This window comes from Shinella granuli (assembly GCF_004341885.1).
Classification (GTDB): Bacteria; Pseudomonadota; Alphaproteobacteria; order Rhizobiales; family Rhizobiaceae; genus Shinella; species Shinella granuli.
Genome location: NZ_SLVX01000022.1, coordinates 56,882 through 80,143, shown reverse-complemented (window position 1 = coordinate 80,143; position 23,262 = coordinate 56,882). Strand labels below are relative to the sequence as shown.

General features: G+C 66.1%; 20 protein-coding genes and 2 pseudogenes. 17 read left to right on the top strand and 5 right to left on the bottom strand.

What is annotated here, in order from left to right; genetic code table 11:
• Window positions 1-7: 7 nt before the first annotated feature.
• The 16 genes and pseudogenes from EV665_RS25350 to aztD all read left to right on the top strand — a co-directional run bounded on the left by EV665_RS25350 (window position 8) and on the right by aztD (window position 17,952).
• Complete coding sequence (locus EV665_RS25350; RefSeq protein ID WP_133036182.1) at window positions 8-1,195, top strand: acetyl-CoA C-acyltransferase; 1,188 nt, start codon at window positions 8-10, stop codon at window positions 1,193-1,195.
• A gap of 23 nt (window positions 1,196-1,218) precedes the next feature.
• Window positions 1,219-2,346: an acyl-CoA dehydrogenase family protein gene (locus EV665_RS25345; RefSeq protein WP_133036181.1), complete on the top strand. Its 1,128-nt coding sequence runs from the start codon at window positions 1,219-1,221 to the stop codon at window positions 2,344-2,346.
• Between the two features lie 64 nt (window positions 2,347-2,410).
• Complete coding sequence (locus tag EV665_RS25340) at window positions 2,411-3,643, top strand: 3-methyl-2-oxobutanoate dehydrogenase (2-methylpropanoyl-transferring) subunit alpha (protein ID WP_064334613.1); 1,233 nt, start codon at window positions 2,411-2,413, stop codon at window positions 3,641-3,643.
• A gap of 1 nt (window position 3,644) precedes the next feature.
• Window positions 3,645-4,658, top strand: a complete 1,014-nt coding sequence (locus EV665_RS25335; protein WP_133036180.1) for an alpha-ketoacid dehydrogenase subunit beta — start codon at window positions 3,645-3,647, stop codon at window positions 4,656-4,658.
• A 2-nt stretch (window positions 4,659-4,660) separates the two neighbouring features.
• Window positions 4,661-4,912: pseudogene (locus tag EV665_RS33315) on the top strand (biotin/lipoyl-containing protein); the annotation flags it as partial.
• Between the two features lie 228 nt (window positions 4,913-5,140).
• Window positions 5,141-6,010 (top strand): annotated as a pseudogene (locus EV665_RS33310) (dihydrolipoamide acetyltransferase family protein); the annotation flags it as partial.
• A gap of 4 nt (window positions 6,011-6,014) precedes the next feature.
• Complete coding sequence (gene lpdA, locus EV665_RS25325; RefSeq protein ID WP_133036178.1) at window positions 6,015-7,403, top strand: dihydrolipoyl dehydrogenase; 1,389 nt, start codon at window positions 6,015-6,017, stop codon at window positions 7,401-7,403.
• Complete coding sequence (locus EV665_RS25320) at window positions 7,387-8,475, top strand: enoyl-CoA hydratase/isomerase family protein (protein WP_133036177.1); 1,089 nt, start codon at window positions 7,387-7,389, stop codon at window positions 8,473-8,475. Before lpdA ends, EV665_RS25320 begins: the two co-directional genes overlap by 17 nt.
• Window positions 8,472-9,362: a 3-hydroxyisobutyrate dehydrogenase gene (gene mmsB, locus EV665_RS25315; RefSeq protein WP_133036176.1), complete on the top strand. Its 891-nt coding sequence runs from the start codon at window positions 8,472-8,474 to the stop codon at window positions 9,360-9,362. Before EV665_RS25320 ends, mmsB begins: the two co-directional genes overlap by 4 nt.
• Before the next feature lie 5 nt (window positions 9,363-9,367).
• Window positions 9,368-10,168 (top strand): enoyl-CoA hydratase, encoded by an 801-nt coding sequence (locus EV665_RS25310; RefSeq protein WP_133036175.1) that lies wholly within the window; start codon window positions 9,368-9,370, stop codon window positions 10,166-10,168.
• Between the two features lie 178 nt (window positions 10,169-10,346).
• A complete protein-coding gene (locus EV665_RS25305; RefSeq protein WP_133036174.1) occupies window positions 10,347-11,372 on the top strand; it encodes a BMP family protein in 1,026 nt (341 codons plus the stop codon).
• 124 nt (window positions 11,373-11,496) lie between these two features.
• Window positions 11,497-13,023, top strand: a complete 1,527-nt coding sequence (locus EV665_RS25300) for an ABC transporter ATP-binding protein (RefSeq protein ID WP_133036173.1) — start codon at window positions 11,497-11,499, stop codon at window positions 13,021-13,023.
• The gene (locus tag EV665_RS25295) at window positions 13,013-14,062 is read left to right on the top strand and encodes an ABC transporter permease (protein ID WP_133036172.1); all 1,050 of its coding nucleotides are present in this window, start codon (window positions 13,013-13,015) and stop codon (window positions 14,060-14,062) included. The genes EV665_RS25300 and EV665_RS25295 overlap by 11 nt, the downstream gene beginning before the upstream one ends.
• Before the next feature lie 2 nt (window positions 14,063-14,064).
• Window positions 14,065-15,006: an ABC transporter permease gene (locus EV665_RS25290; protein ID WP_133036216.1), complete on the top strand. Its 942-nt coding sequence runs from the start codon at window positions 14,065-14,067 to the stop codon at window positions 15,004-15,006.
• Window positions 15,003-16,295 (top strand): amidohydrolase family protein, encoded by a 1,293-nt coding sequence (locus EV665_RS25285; protein WP_133036171.1) that lies wholly within the window; start codon window positions 15,003-15,005, stop codon window positions 16,293-16,295. Before EV665_RS25290 ends, EV665_RS25285 begins: the two co-directional genes overlap by 4 nt.
• Window positions 16,296-16,722: 427 nt before the next feature.
• On the top strand, window positions 16,723-17,952 hold the full coding sequence (aztD, locus tag EV665_RS25280; RefSeq protein ID WP_133036170.1) for a zinc metallochaperone AztD: 1,230 nt from the start codon (window positions 16,723-16,725) through the stop codon (window positions 17,950-17,952).
• Between the two features lie 193 nt (window positions 17,953-18,145).
• Here the strand turns inward: aztD and EV665_RS25275 are convergent, their stop codons facing one another.
• From EV665_RS25275 to EV665_RS25265, 3 genes are all read right to left on the bottom strand, one after another.
• Window positions 18,146-18,496, bottom strand: coding sequence for a DUF2200 domain-containing protein (locus EV665_RS25275; RefSeq protein WP_133036169.1), 351 nt, complete (start codon window positions 18,494-18,496; stop codon window positions 18,146-18,148).
• 64 nt (window positions 18,497-18,560) lie between these two features.
• On the bottom strand, window positions 18,561-19,559 hold the full coding sequence (locus EV665_RS25270) for a DUF808 domain-containing protein (RefSeq protein WP_133036168.1): 999 nt from the start codon (window positions 19,557-19,559) through the stop codon (window positions 18,561-18,563).
• 133 nt (window positions 19,560-19,692) lie between these two features.
• Window positions 19,693-21,249: an MDR family MFS transporter gene (locus EV665_RS25265; protein WP_133036167.1), complete on the bottom strand. Its 1,557-nt coding sequence runs from the start codon at window positions 21,247-21,249 to the stop codon at window positions 19,693-19,695.
• Window positions 21,250-21,374: 125 nt separating this feature from the next.
• Here EV665_RS25265 and EV665_RS25260 point away from each other — a divergent pair, with 125 nt between their 5' ends.
• Complete coding sequence (locus EV665_RS25260; protein ID WP_245507826.1) at window positions 21,375-21,899, top strand: MarR family winged helix-turn-helix transcriptional regulator; 525 nt, start codon at window positions 21,375-21,377, stop codon at window positions 21,897-21,899.
• A gap of 87 nt (window positions 21,900-21,986) precedes the next feature.
• Here EV665_RS25260 and EV665_RS25255 read toward each other — a convergent pair whose 3' ends face one another.
• Together EV665_RS25255 and EV665_RS25250 are read right to left on the bottom strand one after the other, a co-directional pair.
• Window positions 21,987-22,676 (bottom strand): pentapeptide repeat-containing protein, encoded by a 690-nt coding sequence (locus tag EV665_RS25255; RefSeq protein ID WP_133036214.1) that lies wholly within the window; start codon window positions 22,674-22,676, stop codon window positions 21,987-21,989.
• Window positions 22,677-22,893: 217 nt separating this feature from the next.
• Entirely contained in the window at window positions 22,894-23,202 is a 309-nt protein-coding gene (locus EV665_RS25250; protein ID WP_133036166.1) for a ribbon-helix-helix domain-containing protein, read from the bottom strand.
• Window positions 23,203-23,262: the final 60 nt, after the last annotated feature.

Here is a 23,262-nt window from a genome sequence, read left to right as displayed (position 1 = left end):
GAGGTTTATGATGTTGCAGGATCCCATCGTCATCGTCGGCTCCGCCCGCACCCCTATGGGCGGCTTCCAGGGCGACCTCAAGGAGGCCACCGCGCCGGAACTCGGCGCTGCCGCGATCCGCGCGGCGCTGGAGCGCAGCGGCGTCAGCCCCGATAGCGTCGAGGAGACGGTGTTCGGCTGCGTGCTGCCGGCAGGCCAGGGGCAGGCGCCCGCCCGGCAGGCGGCCATCGGCGCGGGCCTGCCGTTTGCCGCCGGGGCCACCACCGTCAACAAGATGTGCGGCTCGGGCATGAAGGCCGTCATGCTGGCGCATGACCTCATCGCCGCCGGCAGCGCCTCGATTGCGGTCGCCGGCGGCATGGAGAGCATGACCAATGCACCCTACCTGCTTGACCGGGCGCGCGGCGGCTACCGGCTCGGCCATGGCCGGGTCATCGACCACATGTTCCTCGACGGGCTGGAAGACGCCTATGACAAGGGCCGCCTGATGGGCACCTTTGCCGAGGATTGCGCCGAGGCCTACCAGTTCACCCGCCCCGCCCAGGACGATTACGCCGTCAGCTCGCTCACCCGCGCCCGAAATGCCATCGAGAGCGGCGCCTTCGACGCCGAGATCGTTCCGGTGACCGTGAAGGCAGGGCGGTGGGAAACGGTCGTCAGCCGAGACGAGCAGCCCGGCAAGGCGAAGCTGGAGAAGATCCCGACGCTGAAGCCGGCCTTCCGCGAGGGCGGCACGGTGACGGCGGCAAATGCCTCCTCCATTTCGGACGGTGCGGCGGCGCTGGTGCTGATGCGCCGCTCCCAGGCGGACCGCGAGGGTTTTCGCCCGCTCGCCACCATCGTCGGCCACGCCACGCACGCCCAGGCGCCCAATCTCTTCGCCACCGCGCCCATCGGGGCGCTTAAAAAGCTCGGCGAACGCACCGGCTGGGCGCTTGGCGATGTCGACCTGTTCGAGATCAACGAGGCTTTCGCCGTCGTCGCCATGGCGGCGATGCGCGACCTCGACCTGCCGCATGACAAGGTGAATGTGCATGGCGGCGCCTGCGCTCTCGGCCACCCCATCGGTGCTTCCGGTGCGCGCGTGCTCGTCACGCTGCTGGCCGCGCTGGAGCGCTACGACCTGAAGCGCGGCATGGCGACGCTCTGCATCGGTGGCGGCGAGGCGACGGCGGTGGCCATCGAACGGCACTGAGCGGTTTCGGGAGGAGGCCGGACATGATCCTGACGGAACAGCAGACCCAGATCCGCGACATGGCGCGCGATTTCGCCCGCGAGCGGCTGGCGCCGGGCGCGGCCGGGCGTGACACGGAGAGCCGCTTCCCGCGCGAGGAACTGAAGGAGATGGGTGAACTCGGCTTTCTCGGCATGCTGGTGCCGGAAGCCTATGGTGGCTCGGAGACGGGTGCGGTCGCCTATGCCGTGGCGCTCGAAGAGATCGCCGCGGGCGACGGCCCGTGCTCGACCATCATGAGCGTGCACAGTTCCGTCGGCTGCGTGCCCATCCTGAAATACGGCACGGAGGAGCAGAAAGAACGCTTCCTGCCGAAGCTCGCCTCTGGCGAATGGATCGGCGGCTTTGCGCTGACCGAGCCGCAGGCCGGCTCCGACGCCTCGAACCTGAAAACCCGCGCCCGCCGCGACGGCGATCATTATGTCCTCGACGGCGCAAAACAGTTCATCACCTCGGGCAAGAACGGCAACCTCATCATCGTCTTTGCCGTCACGGATCCCGATGCCGGCAAGAAGGGCATTTCCGCCTTCCTCGTGCCGACCGATACGCCCGGCTACGAGGTCGTGCGCGTGGAAGAGAAGCTGGGCCTGCATTCCTCCGACACCTGCCAGATCGCCTTCAACGCCATGCGTATTCCCGCCGAGAACAGGCTCGGCGCAGAGGGCGAAGGCTACCGGATCGCGCTTTCGAACCTCGAAGGCGGGCGTATCGGCATCGCATCGCAATCCGTCGGCATGGCGCGGGCGGCCTTCGAGGCGGCGCGTGACTATGCCCGCGAGCGCACCGCCTTCGGTGTGCCGATCATCGACCATCAGGCCGTCGCCTTCCGCCTTGCCGACATGGCGACGCAGATCGAGGTGGCCCGTCAGATGGTGCTGCACGCTGCCCAGTTGAAGGAGGAGGGCCTGCCCTGCCTCACCGAAGCCTCGATGGCAAAGCTGTTCGCATCGGAAATGGCGGAAAAGGTCTGCTCCGACGCGATCCAGATCCATGGCGGCTACGGCTATATGGCGGATTATCCGGTCGAGCGCATCTACCGCGATGTGCGCATCTGCCAGATCTACGAGGGAACGAGCGACGTCCAGCGCATCGTCATCGCGCGCAATCTGTAGTGTTTGGGCCGTGCCCGCCGCGGGGAGAGCGGTGGGTGTGGTCGATAGGGAGGTATGACAGGGCATGACCGAGGTTCCGCATCTGAGCCTGCACGTCCCCGAGCCGGCGGTCCGGCCGGGCGGCGAGCCGGATTTCTCCAACGTCAAGATCGCCAAGGCCGGGTCGGTGCCGCGCCCGCCGGTCGACGCGGCGCCGGAGGACATCCGCGATCTCGCCTATTCGATCATCCGCGTGCTCAACCGCGATGGCGAGGCGGTCGGTCCCTGGGCCGGGCTGCTGTCCGACGAGGAGCTGCTGACGGGCCTGCGCAACATGATGAAGCTGCGCGCCTTCGACGCCCGCATGCTGATGGCGCAGCGGCAGGGAAAGACCTCCTTCTACATGCAGCATCTCGGCGAGGAGGCGGTCTCCTCCGCCTTCCGCAAGGCGCTTGACAAGGGCGACATGAACTTCCCGACCTACCGGCAGGCGGGGCTGCTCATCGCCGACGACTACCCGATGGTCGAGATGATGAACCAGATCTACTCGAACGAGGCCGATCCGCTGCGCGGCCGGCAATTGCCGATCATGTATTCCTCCAAGGCGCACGGCTTCTTCACCATCTCCGGCAACCTCGCCACGCAATATGTGCAGGCCGTCGGCTGGGCCATGGCGTCCGCCATCAAGAAGGACACGAAGATCGCGGCCGCCTGGATCGGTGACGGCTCGACCGCCGAATCCGACTTCCATTCCGCCCTTGTCTTCGCCTCCACCTACAAGGCCCCCGTCATCCTCAATATCGTCAATAACCAGTGGGCCATCTCGACCTTCCAGGGCATCGCCCGCGGCGGCTCGGGCACCTTTGCCGCTCGCGGCCTCGGCTTCGGCATCCCGGCGCTGCGCGTCGACGGCAACGATTACCTCGCGGTCTACGCCGTCGCCAAATGGGCGGCCGAGCGGGCGCGGCGCAATCTCGGCCCGACGCTGATCGAATATGTCACCTACCGCGTCGGCGCGCACTCCACGTCGGACGATCCGAGCGCCTATCGCCCGAAGACCGAATCCGAAGCCTGGCCGCTCGGCGATCCCGTCCTCAGGCTGAAGAAGCACCTGATCGTGCGCGGCGTCTGGTCGGAGGAGCGCCATACCCAGGCCGAGGCCGAGATTCTCGACGAGGTGATCCAGGCGCAAAAACAGGCCGAAAGCCACGGCACGCTGCATGCCGGCGGAAAACCCTCAGTGCGCGATATCTTCGAGGGCGTCTATGCGGAGATGCCCGCCCATATCCGCCGCCAGAGGCAGAAGGCAGGATACTGACATGGCAAGAATGACGATGATCGAGGCCGTGCGTAGCGCCATGGACGTCTCGATGGGACGCGACGACGACGTGGTCGTCTTCGGGGAGGATGTCGGCTATTTCGGCGGCGTTTTCCGCGCGACGCAGGGCTTGCAGGCGAAGTACGGCAAGACGCGCTGCTTCGACGCGCCGATCAACGAATCCGGCATCCTCGGCACGGCCATCGGCATGGCGGCCTATGGCCTGAAACCCTGCGTCGAAATTCAGTTCGCCGATTACATGTATCCGGCCTATGACCAGATCACCCAGGAGGCGGCGCGCATCCGCTACCGCTCCAACGGCGATTTCACCTGCCCCATCGTCGTGCGCATGCCGACCGGCGGCGGCATTTTCGGTGGCCAGACCCACAGCCAGAGCCCGGAAGCGCTCTTCACCCATGTCTGCGGGCTTAAGGTGGTCGTGCCCTCCAACCCCTATGACGCCAAGGGCCTGTTGATCGCCGCCATCGAGGACCCGGACCCGGTGATGTTCCTCGAACCGAAACGCCTCTACAACGGTCCCTTCGACGGCCATCACGAAAGGCCGGTCACGCCCTGGTCGAAGCACGACCTCGGCGAGGTGCCGGAGGGGCACTACACGATCCCCATCGGCAAGGCCGAGATCCGCCGGTCCGGCAGTGCCGTCACCGTCGTTGCCTATGGCACGATGGTGCATGTGGCGCTCGCGGCGGCCGAGGAGACGGGGATCGACGCCGAGGTGATCGACCTGCGCAGCCTGTTGCCGCTCGATCTCGACACCATCGTCCAGTCGGTGAAGAAGACCGGCCGCTGCGTCGTCGTGCACGAGGCGACGCTGACCTCCGGCTTCGGCGCGGAAGTCGTGTCTCTGGTGCAGGAGCACTGCTTCTACAGCCTGGAAGCGCCGGTGGTGCGCGTGACGGGCTGGGACACGCCCTATCCGCATGCGCAGGAATGGGACTATTTTCCGGGACCCGCCCGCGTCGGCCGGGCGCTGAAAGAAGTGATGGAGGGCTGAGGATGGGCGAGTTCGTCATCAAGATGCCCGATGTGGGCGAAGGGGTGGCCGAGGCCGAGCTGGTCGAATGGCATGTCAAGCCGGGCGATCCGGTGCGCGAGGACATGGTGCTCGCCGCCGTGATGACCGACAAGGCGACGGTGGAGATTCCCTCGCCGGTCAACGGTACCGTGCTCTGGCTCGGCGCCGAGATCGGCGATACGGTGGCCGTCAAGGCGCCGCTGCTGCGCATCGAAGTTGCGGGCGAAGGTGGGGGCGACAGTGAGAGCGTGACGGAGGAGGAGCGGCAGCCTCTCTCTTCCCTCCAGCGGGGAGAAGGTCTCGCCGGAGGCGAGCCCGATGACAGGCTTCGGGCGGATGAGGGGGTTTCTCCGCCCTCTCGGAAGGAGCCGCCCGCACCGAAGGAACCATCCCCCTCATCCGGCCCTTCAGGCCACCTTCTCCCCGAGAGGGAGAAGGGGAAAGCCTCGATGGCGGAGACAAGACCGCTTGCCTCGCCCGCCGTGCGGCTGCGCGCGCAGGAGGCCGGCGTCGATCTCAGGCAGGTGGCGGGCAGCGGCCCGGCCGGCCGCATCACCCATGACGACCTCGACCAGTTCATTTCGCGCGGCGCCCAGCCTGTCGCCGTTGCAGCGGGCCTTGCCCGCAAGACCGCCACCGAGGAGATCAAGGTCACGGGCCTGCGCCGTCGCATCGCGGAAAAGATGCGGCTCGCCGCCACGCGCATTCCCCACATCACCTATGTCGAGGAGGTGGATGTCACCGATCTCGAAGACCTGCGCGCGACGATGAATGCCGGCCGCAAGCCCGACCAGCCGAAACTGACCATCCTGCCCTTCCTGATGCGGGCGCTGGTCAAGACGCTCGGTGAGCAGCCCGGCGTCAACGCCACCTTCGATGACGATGCCGGCATCGTCACCCGCCATAGCGCCGTCCATATCGGCATTGCCACGCAGACGCCGGCCGGCCTGACGGTGCCGGTCGTGCGGCATGCCGAGGCGCGCTCGATCTGGGACAGCGCCGCCGAACTCACGCGCCTCGCCGATGCCGCCCGCAACGGCACGGCCGCGCGTGAAGAACTGTCCGGCTCCACCATCACCATCACCTCGCTCGGTGCGCTCGGGGGCATTGTCACGACGCCGATCATCAACCATCCGGAAGTGGCGATCGTCGGCGTCAACAAGATCATGACGCGGCCGGTCTGGGACGGCACCCAGTTCATCCCGCGCAAGATGATGAACCTGTCGTCGAGCTTCGACCACCGGATCGTCGACGGCTGGGATGCGGCGGTGTTTGTCCAGCGCATCAAGGCCCTGCTCGAAACCCCCGCCCTGATCTTCATCGAAGGCTGATGACATGAAAGAGATCGTCTGCAAGCTCCTCGTCATCGGCGCCGGTCCCGGCGGCTACATTTGTGCCATCCGCGCCGGACAGCTCGGCGTCGATACGGTCATCGTCGAGAAGGCAAAGGCCGGCGGCACCTGCCTCAATGTCGGCTGCATCCCCTCCAAGGCGCTGATTCATGCCGCGGAGGAGTTCGACACGGTGCGCCATATGACAGGCCCCAACGCGCTCGGCATCACGGTCGAGGCGCCAAAACTGGACCTTGCCCAGACCATCCGCTGGAAGGACGGTATCGTCGGCCGACTGAACAGCGGCGTGCTCGGCCTCTTGCGCAAGGCCAAGGTGAAGATCGTGCATGGTGATGCGCGGTTCCGCGACGGCAAGACCGTGGAGGTGGAGACGGAGACCGGCACCCAGCTCATCCGCGCCGAGACGGTCGTCATCGCCACCGGCTCCGAACCGGTCGAGCTGCCGGCGCTGCCCTTCGGCGGCGCGATCCTCTCCTCCACCGAGGCGCTGTCGCTGCAAAGCGTGCCGCAAAAACTCGCCGTCGTCGGCGGCGGCTATATCGGCCTCGAACTCGGCACCGCCTTCGCCAAGCTGGGCTCGGAGGTGACGGTGGTCGAGGCCATGCCGCAGATCCTGCCGCAGTATGACGCCGAACTCGTCAAGCCGGTCGCAAAACGCCTCGCCGACCTCGGCGTCAGCGTGCTGACCGGCGTCAAGGCGAAGGGCTATTCCGGCGAAGCGCTGGTGATCGAGACCGCGTCCGGCGCGGAAAAGCGCATTGCCGCGGACAAGGTGCTCGTCACCGTCGGCCGCAGGCCGCGCACCGAAGGCTGGGGCCTCGAAGAGCTCGATCTCGACCGTGCCGGCCGCTTCATCCGCATCGACGAGCGCTGCCGTACCTCCATGCGCGGTGTCTACGCCATCGGCGACGTCACCGGCGAGCCGATGCTGGCGCATCGCGCCATGGCGCAGGGCGAGATGGTCGCGGAGATCGTCGCCGGCCGCAAGCGCACCTGGGACAAGCGCGCCATTCCCGCCGTCTGCTTCACCGATCCCGAGATCGTCACCGCCGGCCTATCGCCGGACGAGGCCCGGGCGCACGGCTACGAGATCCGCGTCGGCCTCTTCCCCTTCAATGCCAACGGCCGCGCCATGACGACCCAGTCGGAAGACGGCTTTGTCCGCGCCGTGGCGCGCGCGGATACGAACCTGGTGCTCGGCCTGCAGGCGGTCGGGGCCGGTGTGTCGGAGCTTTCCAGCGCCTTCTCGCTGGCGCTCGAAATGGGCGCGCGGCTGGAGGACATCGCCGGCACCATCCACGCCCACCCGACCCGCAGCGAAGGCTTGCAGGAAGCCGCATTGAAAGCCCTCGGCCATGCCCTCCACATCTGACCCGCAGACCCTGATCGACCGCACCGGCACGCTCGGCCGCATCCGGCTCAACCGGCCGAAGGCGCTCAACAGCCTGACCCTCTCGATGGTCCGCGACATCGAGAAGGCGCTGGACACGTTCGAAGCCGATCCCGGGATCGCCGCGGTGCTCATCACCGGCGAGGGCGAACGCGGGCTTTGCGCCGGTGGCGATATCCGCATGATCTATGACGGCGGCAAGGCGGGCTCCCGGGAGCCCGTCGATTTCTGGCGCGAGGAATACCGCCTGAACGCGCGCCTGAACCGGCTGCAAAAACCCTTCGTCGCCTTCATGGACGGCATCGTCATGGGCGGCGGCGTCGGCATTTCGGTCTATGCCAGCCACCGCATCGTCACCGAGCGCACGCGGCTTGCCATGCCCGAGACGGGCATCGGCTTCTTCCCGGATGTCGGTGCGTCGTGGTTCCTCACGCGCCGGAAGAACGAACTCGGCACCTATGCCGGATTGACGGGCGAACCGCTTGCGGCCGCCGACGCCATCGCCTTCGGCCTTGCCGACAGCCATGTGCCTTCGGATCGACTGGCGGACCTGGCCGAAAGGCTGTCCCGCCTGCCGGCTTCCGCCACGCGGGCCGATGTCTCGGCGGCGGTTGGCGCCTTTGCGGTTGCGCCGCCACCGGCGCAGGTGGCGGGACAAAAGCCATTAATCGACCGCCTCTTCGCCTTCGACACGATCGAGGAAATTCTGGATGCGCTCGCGCGGGACGGGTCGGAGTTCGCCGAGAGGACACGCGGTGTTCTGCGGACGAAATCGCCGCTCAGCCTGAAGGTGACATTGCGCCTGCTCCGTCTCGGACGCGCGGAGGCGTCGCTCGAAGCCTGCCTGGAACGGGAGTTCGCCGCCACGGCGGCCGTGCTGCGCAGCCATGATTTCTACGAGGGTGTCCGGGCCGCGGTCGTCGACAAGGATCGCAATCCGCAATGGCGCCCGGCGCGGCTGGACGAGGTCACTGCCGAGGATGTTGCCGTCTTCTTCGAGCCGTCGGCAGACCCGCTCTTTGCCGCGGATGCAGGGAAAGGAGAACGCTTATGAGCCCCGTCGCATTCATCGGCCTCGGCCATATGGGCGGCCCGATGGCCGCAAACCTCGTGAAAGCCGGCTACAGCGTGCGCGGGTTCGACCTTGCGACCGCCTCGCTGGAACTGGCCCGGGAGAACGGGGTCTCGACCGCTGCCTCGGTCGCGGAGGCCGTTTCCGGCGCCGGCATCGTGATCACCATGCTGCCGGCCGGCGCCCATGTGCTTTCCGTCTGGCAGGAACTGGTCGCCATCGTTCCCTCGGGCACGCTGCTCATCGACTGCTCGACGATCGACATGGCCAGCGCCCGCAAGGCGCATGCGCTGGCCGAGGCACATGGCTGCCCGGCGCTCGACGCGCCCGTCTCCGGCGGGACGGGCGGCGCTTCGGCCGGTACGCTCACCTTCATGGTGGGCGGCGATGCCGATGTCTTTGCCGGTGCGAAAGCCGTCTTTGAAGCGATGGGCAGGAAGATCATCCATTGCGGCGGCGCCTCCGCTGGCCAGGCGGCGAAGATCTGCAACAACATGATCCTCGGCATCAGCATGATCGCCGTGGGCGAGGCCTTCGTGCTCGGCGAACGGCTCGGCCTCACGCATCAGGCGCTGTTCGACGTCGCTTCCGTCTCGTCGGGCCAATGCTGGTCGCTGACGACCTATTGCCCGGTGCCGGGGCCTGTCCCGACCTCGCCGGCCAATCACGAATACGAACCCGGCTTCGCCGCGGCGCTGATGCTGAAGGACCTGAAGCTTTCGCAGGCCGCGGCGGCGGATGCCGGCGCGATGACGCCGCTCGGCGCCAGGGCGGCAGCGCTCTATCAGCGCTTTGCCGACGACGGGTTCGGCGACAAGGATTTTTCCGCCATCATCACCATGTTGCGGAACAAGACGGACACGGAATAGCCGGCATGGCATCGATCATCGAGGGAGTGGCTGCGGTGGAACAACCTGTTATCGTCGAGCGGCAGGGCCGCGTCGTCATCGTCACGCTGAACCGGCCGGCGGCTCGCAACGCGCTGAATACCGAAATCATGCTGGCCTTGGCCGATGACCTTGCCGTGCTCGACCGCGACCCCGGCGTCGGCTGCTTCGTCGTCCGCGGCTCAAAAAAGGCCTTTGCCGCCGGTGCCGACATCAAGGAGATGGCGGACAAGACCTTTGCCGAGATGTACAGCGAGGACTTCTTCGCCGCCTGGGAGCGTTTCGCCGCGCTGCGCACGCCGAAGATCGCCGCGGTCTCCGGTTATGCGCTCGGCGGCGGCTGCGAGCTTGCCATGATGTGCGACATGATCTTCGCCGCCGACACCGCCATGTTCGGCCAACCCGAGATCAAGCTCGGCGTGATCCCCGGCATGGGCGGCACGCAGCGGCTGACGAAACTCGTCGGCAAGGCGAAGGCGATGGATCTCATCCTCACCGGCCGGATGATGGATGCGGCGGAAGCGGAACGCGCGGGCCTCGTTTCCCGCGTGATCGCGGCCGACAGGCTGATGGAGGAGACGCTCGCCGCCGCCGCGACGATCGCCACCTATGGAAAGGCGGCGGTGATGGCCGCCCGCGAGGCCGTGGACCGCGCGCTCGAAACGGGCCTGCGCGACGGGATCGCCTTCGAGCGGCGGCTCTTCCACGCCCTGTTCGCAACGGCGGACCAGAAGGAGGGCATGGCCGCCTTCATCGAGAAACGCACGCCGACCTTCACCGGAAAATAAGCGGATCGCCGCCAGCCTGAACGTATATTCGCTCCCAACTCGACGGGTGCGCCGGAACACGCGCCCGTGAACTTTCGGCCGCGCCCGATTGCCGCAGCGAGCGATTTCCCCTATGTTGACCAAGTGGTAAAAAAAGACGCTTTTCAATGAATTGCGCGATAAGCCAGAGGGGAATCGAATGCATCGCAATCCGTTCAATTTCGGCATTTCCAGAAGAACCCTGATCAAGGCCGCCGGCGCGTCTGCTGCGGTCGCCGCCGCGGGCCTGCCGGGCCGCGTGCTCGCCGCCGACCCGCTCAAGGTCGCGGCCATCTATACCGTGCCGGTCGAGCAGCAGTGGGTCAGCCGCATCCACAAGGCGGCCAATGCCGCCAAGGAGCGCGGGGACATCGAATATGTCTATTCGGAGAACACCGCCAACAACGACTACGAGCGCGTCATGCGCGAATATTGCGAGGCCGGCCACAAGCTGATCCTGGGAGAGGTCTTCGGCGTGGAGGACGCCGCCCGCGCCGTCGCCAAGGATTATCCCGACGTCGCCTTCCTGATGGGCTCGAGCTTCAAGCCCGATGCCGCCGTGCCGAACTTCTCGGTCTTCGACAACTATATCCAGGATGCCTCCTATCTTTCCGGCCTCGTCGCCGGCGCGATGACCAAGTCGAAGAATATCGGCATGGTCGGCGGCTATCCGATCCCGGAGGTCAACCGCCTGATGAACGCCTTCATGGCCGGCGTGAAGGAAGTGTCCCCGGACGCCAAGTTCCAGATCGCCTTCATCGGCTCGTGGTTCGATCCGCCCAAGGCCAAGGAAACCGCCTTCGCCCAGATCGATGGCGGTGCGGACCTGCTCTATGCCGAACGTTTCGGCGTGTCCGATGCGGCGAAGGAAAAGAACGTCCTGGCCATCGGCAATGTCATCGATACCCAGGCGGACTATCCGGAGACCGTGGTCGCCTCCGCGCTGTGGCATTTCGAGCCGACGCTGGACAAGGCAATCGCGGAAGTGAAGGCCGGCGCCTTCAAGGCGGACGACTATGGCGTCTATTCCTTCATGAAGAACGGCGGCTGTTCGCTCGCGCCGCTCGGCACCTTCGACAGCAAGGTTCCCGACGACGTGAAGGCCAGGATCGCCGAGAAGGAAAAGGCGATCAAGGACGGTTCGTTCACCGTCGAGATCAACGACGCAGAGCCGAAATCGAGCTAGCCTTCCGCGTTCTGACGATCGCGGGGAGAAATGGCTGGCGGCATGAGGATATTTCCCTTGCCGCGGCCGCTTCTCCCTGCGAGCAGAACAACCCTGCCCTCAAAGTCCTTTCCCGGTCGCCAACGTGTCCGATACACCCGTCCTCCGTCTTTCCGGTATCAGCAAGCGTTTCGGTCCGCTGAGGGCCAACGACGACATTTCCTTCGACCTGAAGCGCGGCGAGGTCATTGCGCTGCTCGGAGAGAACGGCGCCGGCAAGACGACGCTGATGAACATTCTCTTCGGCCACTATGTCGCCGACGCGGGAACCGTGGAGGCCTTTGGCGAGCCGCTGCCGCCGGGCGATCCGCGTGCCGCGCTCGATGCCGGCATCGGCATGGTGCACCAGCATTTCACCCTGGCCGACAACATGACGGTGCAGGAGAACATCGCGCTGGGCACGCAAAGCCTCTGGCGCGCCCGGCTCGACAGGACGCTGGCGCGGCAGCGCATTGCGCAGCTCTCCGCCGACTTCGGCCTGGCCGTCGATCCCGCGGCCACCGTTTCCACGCTTTCGGTCGGCGAACGCCAGCGTGTCGAGATCCTCAAGGCGCTCTATCGCGACGCCGGCATCCTGATCCTCGACGAGCCGACCGCCGTTCTGACCCCGGCCGAGACCGATGCGCTGTTTCGAACGTTGAAGCTGCTTGTCGCCAAGGGCCTGTCGATCATCTTCATCTCCCACAAGCTGCACGAGGTGATGGCCGTCAGCGATCGCGTGCTGGTGCTGCGCGCGGGCCGGCTTGCCGGCGAACGCGAAACGGCATCGACCGATCGCAAGGAACTGGCCGCCCTCATGGTCGGCCAGGAGGTGAAGCCGGCGGAGGTCAGTCCGGCCACTGTCGGGGCGCCGCTCTTGGAGCTCGAAGGCGTCTCCACCGCACCCTATAACGGGGCTGCACTCGACGACGTGTCGCTCACCCTCAGGGCCGGCGAGATCACCGGCCTTGCGGGTGTTTCCGGCAATGGCCAGGCGGCCCTTGCCGCGCTTATCGCCGGCACCCAGCGCGCCACCGGCGGCCGCATTTCCGTCGCCGGGCGGGAGGTTGCCGGCTGGTCGCCACGCGTCGCGCTCGACCACGGCGTGGCGCGCATACCGGAAGACCGCCATGCCGTCGGCACCATCGGCGACATGAGCGTCACCGAGAATGTGATCGCCGAGCGCTACGGCAGCCCGCGCTTCAGCCGCATGGGTTTTCTCGACTGGAAGGCCGCCCGTCGCTTCGCCGAGAAGATCATCGCCGACTATGATGTGAAGTGTCCCTCGCCCGAGGCGCGCATACGCCTGTTGTCGGGCGGCAACATGCAGAAGCTCATCCTGGGCCGTGCGCTTGATCCGGAGCCGGCTGTCATTCTCGCCAGCCAGCCGACGCGCGGCCTTGATGTCGGCGCCGTCGCCTATGTCCATCGCATGCTGCTCGCAGCGCGGGAACGGGGCGCGGCCGTGCTGCTGATCTCGGAAGACCTTGAGGAAATCCTGGCCTTGTCCGACCGCATCATCGTCATGTCCAAGGGACGCCTGTCGACCCCCTCCGCGCGCGGCGAACGCAGCATTCGCGAACTGGGGGAACTGATGGCCGGCCACAGCGGGGAGCGCAGCGATGCGGCTTGAGCCGAAACCCGCGCCGACGCTGGCGGTCACCCTCCTGTTCCCGCTGGCGGCCGTCGTCGCCACGCTGCTGTTGGTCTCGCTTCTGGTCCTGGCGGCCGGCGCCTCGCCGCTCTCGGTCTTCTATCTCGTCGCCAGGGGTGCGGCCGGCTCGCAATTCGCTCTGCTGGAAACCTTGACCCGCGCGACGCCGCTGATCTTCACGGGCCTTGCCGTCGCGGTCGCCTTCCGCGCCAAGCTCTGGAACATCGGCGCCGAGGCGCAGCTCTATATCGGCGGCGTGGTCACCGTGGTGCTCGGAACCGGTGCCCTGCCCCTGCCCTCGGTCATCCTGATCCCCGTGCTGATGGCCGCGGCGATGGCGGCCGGGGCGCTGTTGCTGCTCGGCCCCGCCGTGCTGAAGACGCGCTTCGGCGTCGACGAGGTGGTCACCACGCTGCTCTTGAACTTCATCGTCCTGCTCTTCGTGTCGATGCTGCTCGAGGGCGTGCTGAAGGATCCGATGGGGCTGGGCTGGCCGCAATCCCAGAAGGTCGTCGCGGAGGCGCAACTGCCGCGCCTCATCCAGGGCAAGCGCCTGCATCTCGGCTTCGTCATCGCAATCATCGCGGCCATCGTGGTGTGGATCATCACGAAGAAGACCAAGCTCGGCTACGAGATGCGCGCCGTCGGCCACAATCCCGAAGGCGCGCGTTTCGTCGGCATCCCGGTCAACCTCGTGCTGATGAAGACGGCGTTGCTCTCCGGCGGGCTGGCCGCGCTTGCGGGCTTTTCCGAAGTCTCCGGCCTCAAGGGCAACCTGACGCTCGATCTGTCGGCCGGTTATGGCTATACCGGCATTGTCGTCGCCATGCTGGCGATGCTCAATCCGCTCGGCGTCATCGCCTCGGCCATCTTCGTCGCGGGCATCTTCGTCGGCGCCGATGCGATGAGCCGCGCCGCCAAGGTTCCGAGCTACATCGCCGACGTCATGGTGGCCACCTCGCTGTTGACCATGGTGGTGGCGATCCTTCTGACGCGCTACAGGATCAGGTGGAGGTGATGATGGACGCGTTTGAAATCCTCTTCACCGCCTCCTTCTGGGTCGCCGTCATCCGCATCGCCTCGCCGCTGATCTTCGCGACCATGGGTGAGCTGATCTGCGAGCGGGCCGGCGTGCTCAATCTCGGCATCGAGGGCATCATGACCGTCGGCGCCTTCGCCGGCTGGTTCACCGTCTATAGCGGCGGCGACCTGTGGGCCGGCGTGCTGGTGGCCGCCCTTGCCGGTGCGTTGTTCGGCCTGCTGCACGCCACGCTTACCGTGCCGCTCGGCCTGTCGCAGCATGTCGTCGGCATCGGCGTCACGCTGCTGGCGACCAGCCTCACCTATTTCACCTATCGCCTCGTGCTGCCGGAAGTGACGTCGCCGCCGAAGATCGAGTCGTTCCAGCCGCTGGCGATCCCGGGCCTCTCGAATATCCCCGTGCTCGGCGAGGCGCTGTTCACGCAGACGCCGCTGACCTACCTCGCCTTCCTGACCGTCGTGCTCGTTACCTGGGTGCTCTATCGCACGCCCGTCGGCCTTGCCGTGCGTGCGGCGGGCGAAAACCCGTCCGCCGTGGAAGCGCAGGGCATCTCGGTCACCGGCATCCGCATGGGCGCCGTCGTCGTCGGCAGTGCGCTGATGGCGGTCGGTGGCGCCTTCCTCACCATGTCGGCATTCAACTCGTTCTTCTTCCAGATGATCAATGGTCGCGGCTGGATCTGCATCGCGCTCGTCGTCTTCGGTTCGTGGCGGCCGGGCAAGGCGCTGGTCGGCGCCATCCTGTTCGCCGCCTTCGATGCCTATCAGATCCGCCTGCAGCAGATATCGGGCGGCATCGTGCCCTACCAGGTCTTCCTGATGATGCCCTATGCGCTGTCGATCCTGGCGCTGATCCTGGTGGCGCGCCGCGCCAGCTATCCCAAGGCTTTGATGATACCGTACCAGAAAGGCGAAAGATGAGCTTCGACCTGATCGTCAAGGGCGGCACGCTGCCCGATGGAACCGTCGCCGATATCGGCATCAAGGGCGAGACGATCGCCGCGATCGAGCCGCGCCTCGACGCTGCCGCCGGCCGTGTCGTCGATGCGTCGGGCAACCTTGTCAGCCAGCCCTTCGTCGATCCGCATTTCCATATGGATGCGACGCTCTCCTACGGCCTGCCGCGCATCAACGCCTCGGGCACGCTGCTCGAAGGCATTGCGCTCTGGGGCGAGCTCAAGCCGCTCCTGACGCATGAGGCCGTCAGGGAGCGCGCACTTGCCTATTGCGACTGGGCGGTTTCCATGGGCCTGCTCGCCATCCGCACCCATGTCGATACCTGCGACGATCGCCTGCTGGCGGTGGAAGCCCTGCTCGAGGTGAAGAAGGAGATCGCCCCCTATATCGACCTCCAGCTCGTCGCCTTCCCGCAGGATGGCCTCTACCGCTCGCCCAATGCCCGCGAGAACACCATTCGTGCCCTCGACATGGGTGTCGATGTCGTCGGCGGCATCCCGCATTTTGAGCGCACCATGGCGGACGGCACGCGGTCGGTCACCGAGCTTTGCGAGATCGCGGCCGAGCGCGGCCTGATGGTCGACCTGCACTGCGACGAGACGGACGATCCGCTGTCCCGCCATATCGAGCAACTGGCCTACGAGACCCAGCGACTCGGCCTGCAGGGCCGGGTGGCGGGCTCGCATCTCACCTCGATGCATTCGATGGACAATTACTACGTCTCCAAGCTGCTGCCGCTGATTGCCGAGGCGGGCGTGTCGGCGATCCCCAACCCGCTCATCAACATCATGCTGCAGGGCCGCCACGACACCTATCCGAAACGCCGCGGCATGACGCGCGTTCCCGAGATGCTGAAGGCCGGCATCCGTGTCGGCTGGGGCCAGGACTGCGTGCTCGACCCCTGGTACTCGCTCGGCACCGCCGACATGCTGGATGTCGCCTTCATGGGGCTGCACGTCGCCCAGATGTCCTCGCCTGCGGACATGCGCGCCTGCTTCGACATGGTGACGCGGGTCAATGCCGAGATCATGGGCCTCGACCATCTCGGCCTCGCCGTCGGCAAATCGGCAAGCCTCGTCGTGCTCGACGCGGGCAATCCCATCGAGGCAGTGCGCCTGCGCGCCGAACGACTCTGCGTCGTCTCGAAGGGCAAGGTCGTGGCCGAGCGCGAAAAGCGCGAGACCGCTCTCTCGATCGAGGGCCGCCCGGCAAGCATCAACCGCCGCCACGTCGTGCCGCCGCAGGCGCGCTAAGCCCGCTCCCGCCACGACCCGCAGCAAGAGGCAGACAAGGGCCGCGGCGGATGGTTGCCGGGTGGACTGCCCGATTCCCCTGCGGACATTCGCGGCGATCTGCCGTCTGGTGGCCATGGCCGCTGGTGTCGGTCGTCTTCCGGAGGATCGCGGCCCGGCTCTGCCGGCACAGCCTGCCGGCCAACTGCATTCGGCTGCGCACGCTCTGGTGATACGCCGCCTGCTGCTCCACTCAACGATCCCGGTCGCTCGATCCCTCGCCTGCCGCCTGCTGGAGCATATCGCGGCCGGATGAGACCTGCAGGGCCGCAACTCAAGCGGCCGCTGGACTGGCAGGAGCCTTCCTGATGCCGCCGCGGACGCTGGACAATCGAAATGTAACGCTATAACAAAACTATGTTACGTTATTACATTAATAGGAGATCATATGCCCCGCTCCGGTTCCGGCGTCCTTCTCGCCACCACCATCCTCGCGACCCTCGCCCTTCCACTGGCCGTCCATGCGGACGAGGAGCCGCGTGCGACATGGCGGCTGTTCGTCGCCGATCACACGCAGCCCGTGGTTCGCGCCATCGATCTGGGCACGGATAAGGAAATCGGCCGCTTTGACCTGAAGGGCTATGCGGCCCTTTCCCTGAGTGAGACGGGACGCACCGTCTTCGCTGTCCAGGGCGATCAGAATGTGATCCACGTGATCGATACCGGCATTGCGCTTTCGGACCATGGCGAACATCGCGATATCGAGGTCAGGGAGCCAAGACTCCTTGCCACGACCATCAGCGGCGAGAAGCCCGGCCATGTGGTGGCCCATGGCGATGATCTCGCGATCTTCTACGACCGCGGCGGCAAGTTCGATCTCGTCAAGGAAAGCGCGCTTCTGGAGGGCAAGGCGGACCTGAAACCCTATGACACGATAGCAGCGCACCACGGCGTCGCCGTCCCGATGGGCAATCATCTGCTCGTTTCCGTGCCGGACATGGAAGCGGCGGTGAAGGAGGGCGAACTGCCGCTCCGTCTTGGCCTGCGCGTGCTGGACGGGGACGGAAAGCAGGTGGGCGACGTCGCGACCTGCACGGGGCTGCACGGCGAAGCGACCTCGGCGCGCCTGGTGGCTTTCGGCTGCGCGGAGGGCGTGCTTGTCGCCCGCCCGGGCGGCCTGGACGGTCCGAAGCTCGACATGCTCGCCTATGGCGACACGCTGCCGGAGGGCAAGGTCTCCACCCTGCTCGGCGGCACGTCCATGCAGTTCTTCCTGGGGAACTACGGCGAAGACAAGGTCGTGCTCATCGACGCGGACGCCAGGGAGCCCTACCGCCTGGTCGAACTGCCGCTGCGGCGGGTCGATTTCATCCTCGATCCCGCCAGGCCGCGCAACGGCTATATCCTGACGGAAGACGGCAAGCTCCATCTGCTGGACGTCGTGGACGGCGCGATCACCAAGTCCGAAACCGTCACCGAACCCTACAGCAAGGACGGGCATTGGCGAGACCCGCGCCCGCGTCTGGCGGTTGCCGGCGATCACATTGCCGTCACCGACCCGCGCAAGGGTCTCGTGCGTCTCGTCGATCCGGAGACGTTGAAGGAGACGCGCATCATCGCCGTCGAGGGTCAGCCCTTTGCGATCGTTGCCGCCGGCGGATCGGGCGCCACCCACTGAGGCCGTTTCGCCGAGGAATGCCGGCTTGCCGGCATTCCCTTCTCCGCCTGGACTTGCTCGGCAGGGGTCTGTCGAAAGCCGGCGCGGCGGAGGCGGACCACCGGGGCGAGCTTTGGGACGGCGCCTTCAGGAAAAGCTTCGCCTTCCCGCTGGGCGGCCTCGCCCCGAGAGGATGAGCGGCCGGCGCCACAGATCAGGCCCGCAGGATCTTTTCCATCGCCTTGCCTTTCGCAAGTTCGTCGATCAGCTTGTCGAGATAGCGGATCTCCCGCATGGTCGGCTCCTCGATCTCCTCGACGCGGACGCCGCAGACCGTGCCCTTTATCGCGGATCGCGCCGGGTTCATTGCGGGTGCCCGGGCAAAAAAGTCCTCGAAGCTGGTTTTCCGTGCCAGTTGATCGTTGAAGGCCGCGAGGCTGTATCCGGTCAACCAGCAGATGATCTCGTCGACCTCCGCCTTCGTGCGGCCTTTCTTCTCGGCCTTCGCGACATAGTGGGGATAAACGCTGGCGACGCTGATGGAATAAATGCGGTGTCCTGCCATGGTGTCCTCCTGATCGAGCCCCGCTCCGGTCTCCACTGGCAGTGGGGCGGGAATGCGAGGGCCGTCAGGCCGCGCGCAACTTGCGGAGCCGGCGGCTCAGCCAGCGCCAGCCCGGCGCAACGGCCATGCTGACGACGGGGATCAAAACGGCGCCGACGACAAGCCCGATGACCCCAGAGCCGGCGGCCTGAACCAGCCAGGAGACGAGGCCACCGAGGGCGGGAACGGCGTGCGCGGCGGCCTCGCCGGCATCGTGCAGCATGTGGGCGGGTGCAGAGAAGCCGAATATCTCCGCGCCGTGCACCAGGATTCCGCCGCCGACCCAGATCATCGCCGCCGTACCGACCGCGCCGAGCAGTTTCAGGAGATAGGGCATGCCCTTGACGAGACCATGGCCGAGGAGGCGAAGGGCTGTATCGACCGGCGAGCGCGAGGGGCGGCCGGCAAGCCAGAGGCCCACATCGTCCGCCTTCACGATCAGCGCGACGACGCCATAGACGCCGGCGGTGATGACGATGCCGACAAGCGCGAGGATCAGCGCCTGCATGACGGGGCCGGCATCGGGCACCGAGGCGAGCGTGATCGCCATGATCTCGGCGGAGAGGATGAAATCGGTGCGGATGGCACCGGCGACTTTGCCGTCCTCGAAGGCTTTCGCATCGGCGCCTGCCGGATCGAGCTGCTCCTCATGGTGATGGGCGCCATGGGGCGAGATGAGTTCGTAGATCTTTTCGGCGCCTTCGTAGCAAAGGAAGAGGCCGCCGGCCATCAGCAGCGGCGTGATCGCCTGGGGCGCGACGAGGCTGAGCGCGATGGCGGCGGGCAGCAGGAAGAGAAGCTTGTTCTTCAGCGAGCCGAGCGCGATCTTGCCGATGATCGGCAGTTCCCGCGCGGGTGAAAAACCGGTGACGTAGCGCGGCGTCACGGCCGCATCGTCGATGACGACGCCCGCCGCCTTGGCGCCGGCCTTGCCGGCCTGTGCGGCGACGTCATCCAGCGAGGCCGCCGCCGCCTTGGCAAGTGCCGCGACATCATCGAGAAGGGCAATCAGGCCGACGCTCACGAAAACCTCCATCTTTGACGGGACTGGTCGGATCGAGCAATAGCGCCTTCGCGGGGCCGGAAAAAGCACAAATACGCCGACGGTCGCAGGCGCGGCGCGACCGTCGGCTTGCCCATGGCATCGATCCCGCCGATCAGGGGGCTGTTCCGCTTCCCATGCTATTCGGCTTTGCTGGGGTCGCCTGAAGCCGGACGTTCTTCAAGGAAAGCGCGGCCAGCAGGCCCAGCGCGATCATGCCGGCCATGCTGAGGAACACGGGCCGGAAGGCGTCCGTATAGACGGCCGCGACCAGCGCGCGGACCTGTTCGGGCAGTGCGGCGAGTTCCGCCGGGGTCAGCCCTTCGATGCTGGTGACGCCGGGAATGCTGTGCCCCTGCCCGGAGACGAAGGCGGCGAGCATGGCGCCGTAGATGCTGATGGCGATCGAGGCTCCTGCCATGCGGGTCAGCGTGACGGCGCCGGTGGCGGCGCCGAGATCGGCCGCATTGGCGGCATTCTGCACCCCGATCACCGGGACCTGCTGGCCGAAACCGACGCTGAGGCCCTGCAGGAGCATCAAGAGGCCGATCAGGTAGACCGGCGTGCCGGGATGGACGGTGGCGAACAGGAGGAAGGTCACCAGCCCGCCGGCCGTGCTGACGACGGAAAAGACCTTGTATCGGCCCGTCAGCGAGATCAGCCGCCCGGCTGTCAGGGAACCGGCGGCGATGCCGGCCGTCAGCGCCATGAACAGGAGGCCGGCCTGCGAAGGGGAAAGGCCGGTGGTGGTCTGCAGGAAGAGGGCGATATAGTTGATCGAACCGATGCCGATCGCTCCGCTCACCAGCGAGACGACCAGGAGAAGGTTGACGGTCTGGTTGCGGAACAGGCCGAGCGGAACGATCGGCTCGGGAACGCGGCGCTCGACACGGACCCACGCGACCAGGCAGACCGCGCCGAAGGCGACGACGGCAAGGCTTCCGGCGGAGACGAGCGAACCGAAGATCTCCCGGCTGTCGGCCCACAGCACCACGCTCGACACCACGGCGGCAAGCAGGATTGCCCCGGTAAAATCGATCTTCGGCCGGCGGCTCGGCTTGCGATAGGGCAGGATCAGGGCAAGGCCCGTGAGCACGACGATGCCGATGGGCAGGTTGACGAGAAAGATCGAGCGCCAGCCGAAGAGGTCGGAGAGCACGCCGCCCAGCGTGGGGCCGACCGCGCCGGCCGCCATCAGCATCAGGCTCGAATAACTCTGGTAGCGCGCCCGCACGCGCGGTTCGAAAAGATCGGCATTGATCGAGAAGATCGAGACCATGATGCCGCCGCCGCCCAGCCCCTGCAGCACGCGGGCGACAATGAGCGTATTCATCGAAACGGCAAGGCCGCAGGCAAGCGAGCCCAGCGCGAAGATGAAGATCGCGGTCATCATCACATATTTGCGGCCGAAGAGGTCGCCCAGCTTGCCATAGACCGGCATCACGGCGCTGGTCGCCAGCAGATAGGCCGAGCCCACCCAGCCGAACCGCTCCAGCTCGCCGAATTCGCCGACGATGGTCGGCAGTGCGGTCGAGACGATCTGGTTGTCCAGCGCCGCCATGAAGATGCCCGTCATCAGCAGGCAGACGACCAGCATCCGGCGGCGCGGGTCGGGTACGAGCGATGCATAGGCTGTTTCGTTGTCTTTGTCGGGGCGCGGACGGGCATCCATGGCGGCAACTCGGTCTCTGTCTTTCCTGGGGTGAGGGTTTGTGTGCCTTTATCACATATATGTCAATCGCACATATGTGATAAAGGCACAAATATGTTTTGACGCCGGCGGAAATCTGCTAACCCATGGACATGAGCAGCGATGACGAACAGAAGACCGGCGCCGCCGGCACCAGCGCCTTCGCCCGCATCGGCGCGGCAATGGGACGGATGCGGATCATGACCGGCCGGCGCTATATCGGGCGCCTCGCCATTTCGCGCGTCGGCGCGGGATTGGAGCTTTCGCATCTCGACGCCCTGTCCCTGGTCCGGCGCCTCGGCCTCGAACAGGAGGTCACGGTCGGTGCGCTCGCCGAGCAGTTGCGGATCGACCATTCGCGCGCGAGCCGCATCGTCGCGGATCTCGTCAAGCGCGGCGTCGTGCGCCGCGCGGCGTCCCAGGAGGACGGGCGGCGCACCATCGTCACGCTGACGAAGGCCGGCATGCACTGGCTCGACCAGGTGAACGGCGTCAAGGAAGAGGTGTTGTCAAAGGTCCTGTGCGACTGGACGGAGGAGGAGATGGCGACCTTCGCAGATCTCTATACCCGCTTCATCGAGCGGCTCGAAGCACAGGCGAAGGATTTCGACACCGGGAGCGCCGGCAAATAGAGCCGGCCCCGGCAACGCCATTCGGGGACAAGGTTTTTCCGAAACGCGAAGCGTAGGAGATGTGCCGCGATGACGGAGAGAAACGTCTCAGTCCCTCGGGCACGGCCAGCTTGCCGGCGCCGCGAGGCCCTCCGGAAGCCTGGTCTTGGCATCGCCGCAGGCCATGTCGATCTGGGACTGGTCGAGACCGGTCGCGCGGGAAAGATCGAGCCCTTCGATCCGCGTCAACAGCATGAAGGCCCTGTCGAGGCCGATCGTTCCCGCGACGCTTGCCTTGCTCAGATCGGCGCGGGAAAGGTTCGCATAGGCAAAGCTTGCGCCCGAAAGCACCGTCTCGTCGAAGGACGCGCGGCTGAGATCGGCCTTCTCGAAGCTCGCATAACTGAGGTCGGCGCCGTCGAATGCCGCGCGCTGGAGTTCGGCGGATGCAAACGAGGCCCCCTTCGCAACGACCTTCTGAAAGCTGGAGCGATAGGCTTCCACCCGTGCGAAGTTCGCCTTTTCCATACGCGCGCCGGTGAACCAGGTCCGGATCATCGTCGCCTTTTCCAGGACGGCCGCCGTCAGGTTCGTCTCGCGCATGTCTGTGTAGCTGAGGTCGGCATCCCGGAAATTCGCACCGGTGAAATTGCTGCCGCCCAGCATCAGGTTCTTCTTGCTGCAGGCGCTCCAATCCACTTCGGGCTCGGGGTCCGCCCGGCAATCCGCGGCATCGGCTTGGCGGAAGGGAAGACCTGCGGCCATCACCAGGCATGCCGCGAAGAAGCCAAGAAGCATACCCTTCTGCAGTCCGCTCACTGATGTAACTCCCGTTGCAAAGGCCATGTCCAATCCGACAGTCCCTTAAATATGGCAATCAGGAGCCGAATGTCATCAGCTAACCGTATATCCGCGCGCCAAATCGGCCACCCGCTTGTGACGGATCGTCAAGCATCTCCAGGCCGGCTGCGTGCGGCGCATCGCGGCGGAGGCATCGATGATGTCGATGGCGGGGCTATTCCGCCGCGACGATATGGAATTGGCGCGCGCCGTCACATTTTCCCGTGCCGGCCATGATGTAGATGAGACAGCTCGTCCTCAGCAGCGAGGCGAAATTCGACACCGAGCCGTTGATCTCAAGCGCCTCGTCATAGAGCGTCGAGAGGAAGCGGGACGTCGACAGGCCCTGGCCTGCGGCCATCTCGTCGATCAGGTCCCAGAACGCGGCTTCGATCTGGATACTGGTCGAATGTCCGCCGATCCGCACGGAACGGTTGACAGGCCGATAGCGTTGCGGGTCCTGGCCCGCAAAGACCTCACACATGGTTTATCCTCCAGTCTTGTTCTTATGGCCGTGATTATGCGGCGGCCCCCGGCTTTGGTC

Bases quoted from the DNA above. Each gene is read 5' to 3' on its own strand.
- EV665_RS25350 (WP_133036182.1), top strand. From the start codon at position 8: ATGATGTTGCAGGATCCCATCGTCATCGTCGGCTCCGCCCGCACCCCT.
- EV665_RS25345 (WP_133036181.1), top strand. From the start codon at position 1,219: ATGATCCTGACGGAACAGCAGACCCAGATCCGCGACATGGCGCGCGAT.
- EV665_RS25340 (WP_064334613.1), top strand. From the start codon at position 2,411: ATGACCGAGGTTCCGCATCTGAGCCTGCACGTCCCCGAGCCGGCGGTC.
- EV665_RS25335 (WP_133036180.1), top strand. From the start codon at position 3,645: ATGGCAAGAATGACGATGATCGAGGCCGTGCGTAGCGCCATGGACGTC.
- lpdA (WP_133036178.1), top strand. From the start codon at position 6,015: ATGAAAGAGATCGTCTGCAAGCTCCTCGTCATCGGCGCCGGTCCCGGC.
- EV665_RS25320 (WP_133036177.1), top strand. From the start codon at position 7,387: ATGCCCTCCACATCTGACCCGCAGACCCTGATCGACCGCACCGGCACG.
- mmsB (WP_133036176.1), top strand. From the start codon at position 8,472: ATGAGCCCCGTCGCATTCATCGGCCTCGGCCATATGGGCGGCCCGATG.
- EV665_RS25310 (WP_133036175.1), top strand. From the start codon at position 9,368: ATGGCATCGATCATCGAGGGAGTGGCTGCGGTGGAACAACCTGTTATC.
- EV665_RS25305 (WP_133036174.1), top strand. From the start codon at position 10,347: ATGCATCGCAATCCGTTCAATTTCGGCATTTCCAGAAGAACCCTGATC.
- EV665_RS25295 (WP_133036172.1), top strand. From the start codon at position 13,013: ATGCGGCTTGAGCCGAAACCCGCGCCGACGCTGGCGGTCACCCTCCTG.
- EV665_RS25290 (WP_133036216.1), top strand. From the start codon at position 14,065: ATGGACGCGTTTGAAATCCTCTTCACCGCCTCCTTCTGGGTCGCCGTC.
- EV665_RS25285 (WP_133036171.1), top strand. From the start codon at position 15,003: ATGAGCTTCGACCTGATCGTCAAGGGCGGCACGCTGCCCGATGGAACC.
- aztD (WP_133036170.1), top strand. From the start codon at position 16,723: ATGCCCCGCTCCGGTTCCGGCGTCCTTCTCGCCACCACCATCCTCGCG.
- EV665_RS25275 (WP_133036169.1), bottom strand. From the start codon at position 18,496: ATGGCAGGACACCGCATTTATTCCATCAGCGTCGCCAGCGTTTATCCC.
- EV665_RS25265 (WP_133036167.1), bottom strand. From the start codon at position 21,249: ATGGATGCCCGTCCGCGCCCCGACAAAGACAACGAAACAGCCTATGCA.
- EV665_RS25260 (WP_245507826.1), top strand. From the start codon at position 21,375: ATGGACATGAGCAGCGATGACGAACAGAAGACCGGCGCCGCCGGCACC.
- EV665_RS25255 (WP_133036214.1), bottom strand. From the start codon at position 22,676: ATGCTTCTTGGCTTCTTCGCGGCATGCCTGGTGATGGCCGCAGGTCTT.
- EV665_RS25250 (WP_133036166.1), bottom strand. From the start codon at position 23,202: ATGTGTGAGGTCTTTGCGGGCCAGGACCCGCAACGCTATCGGCCTGTC.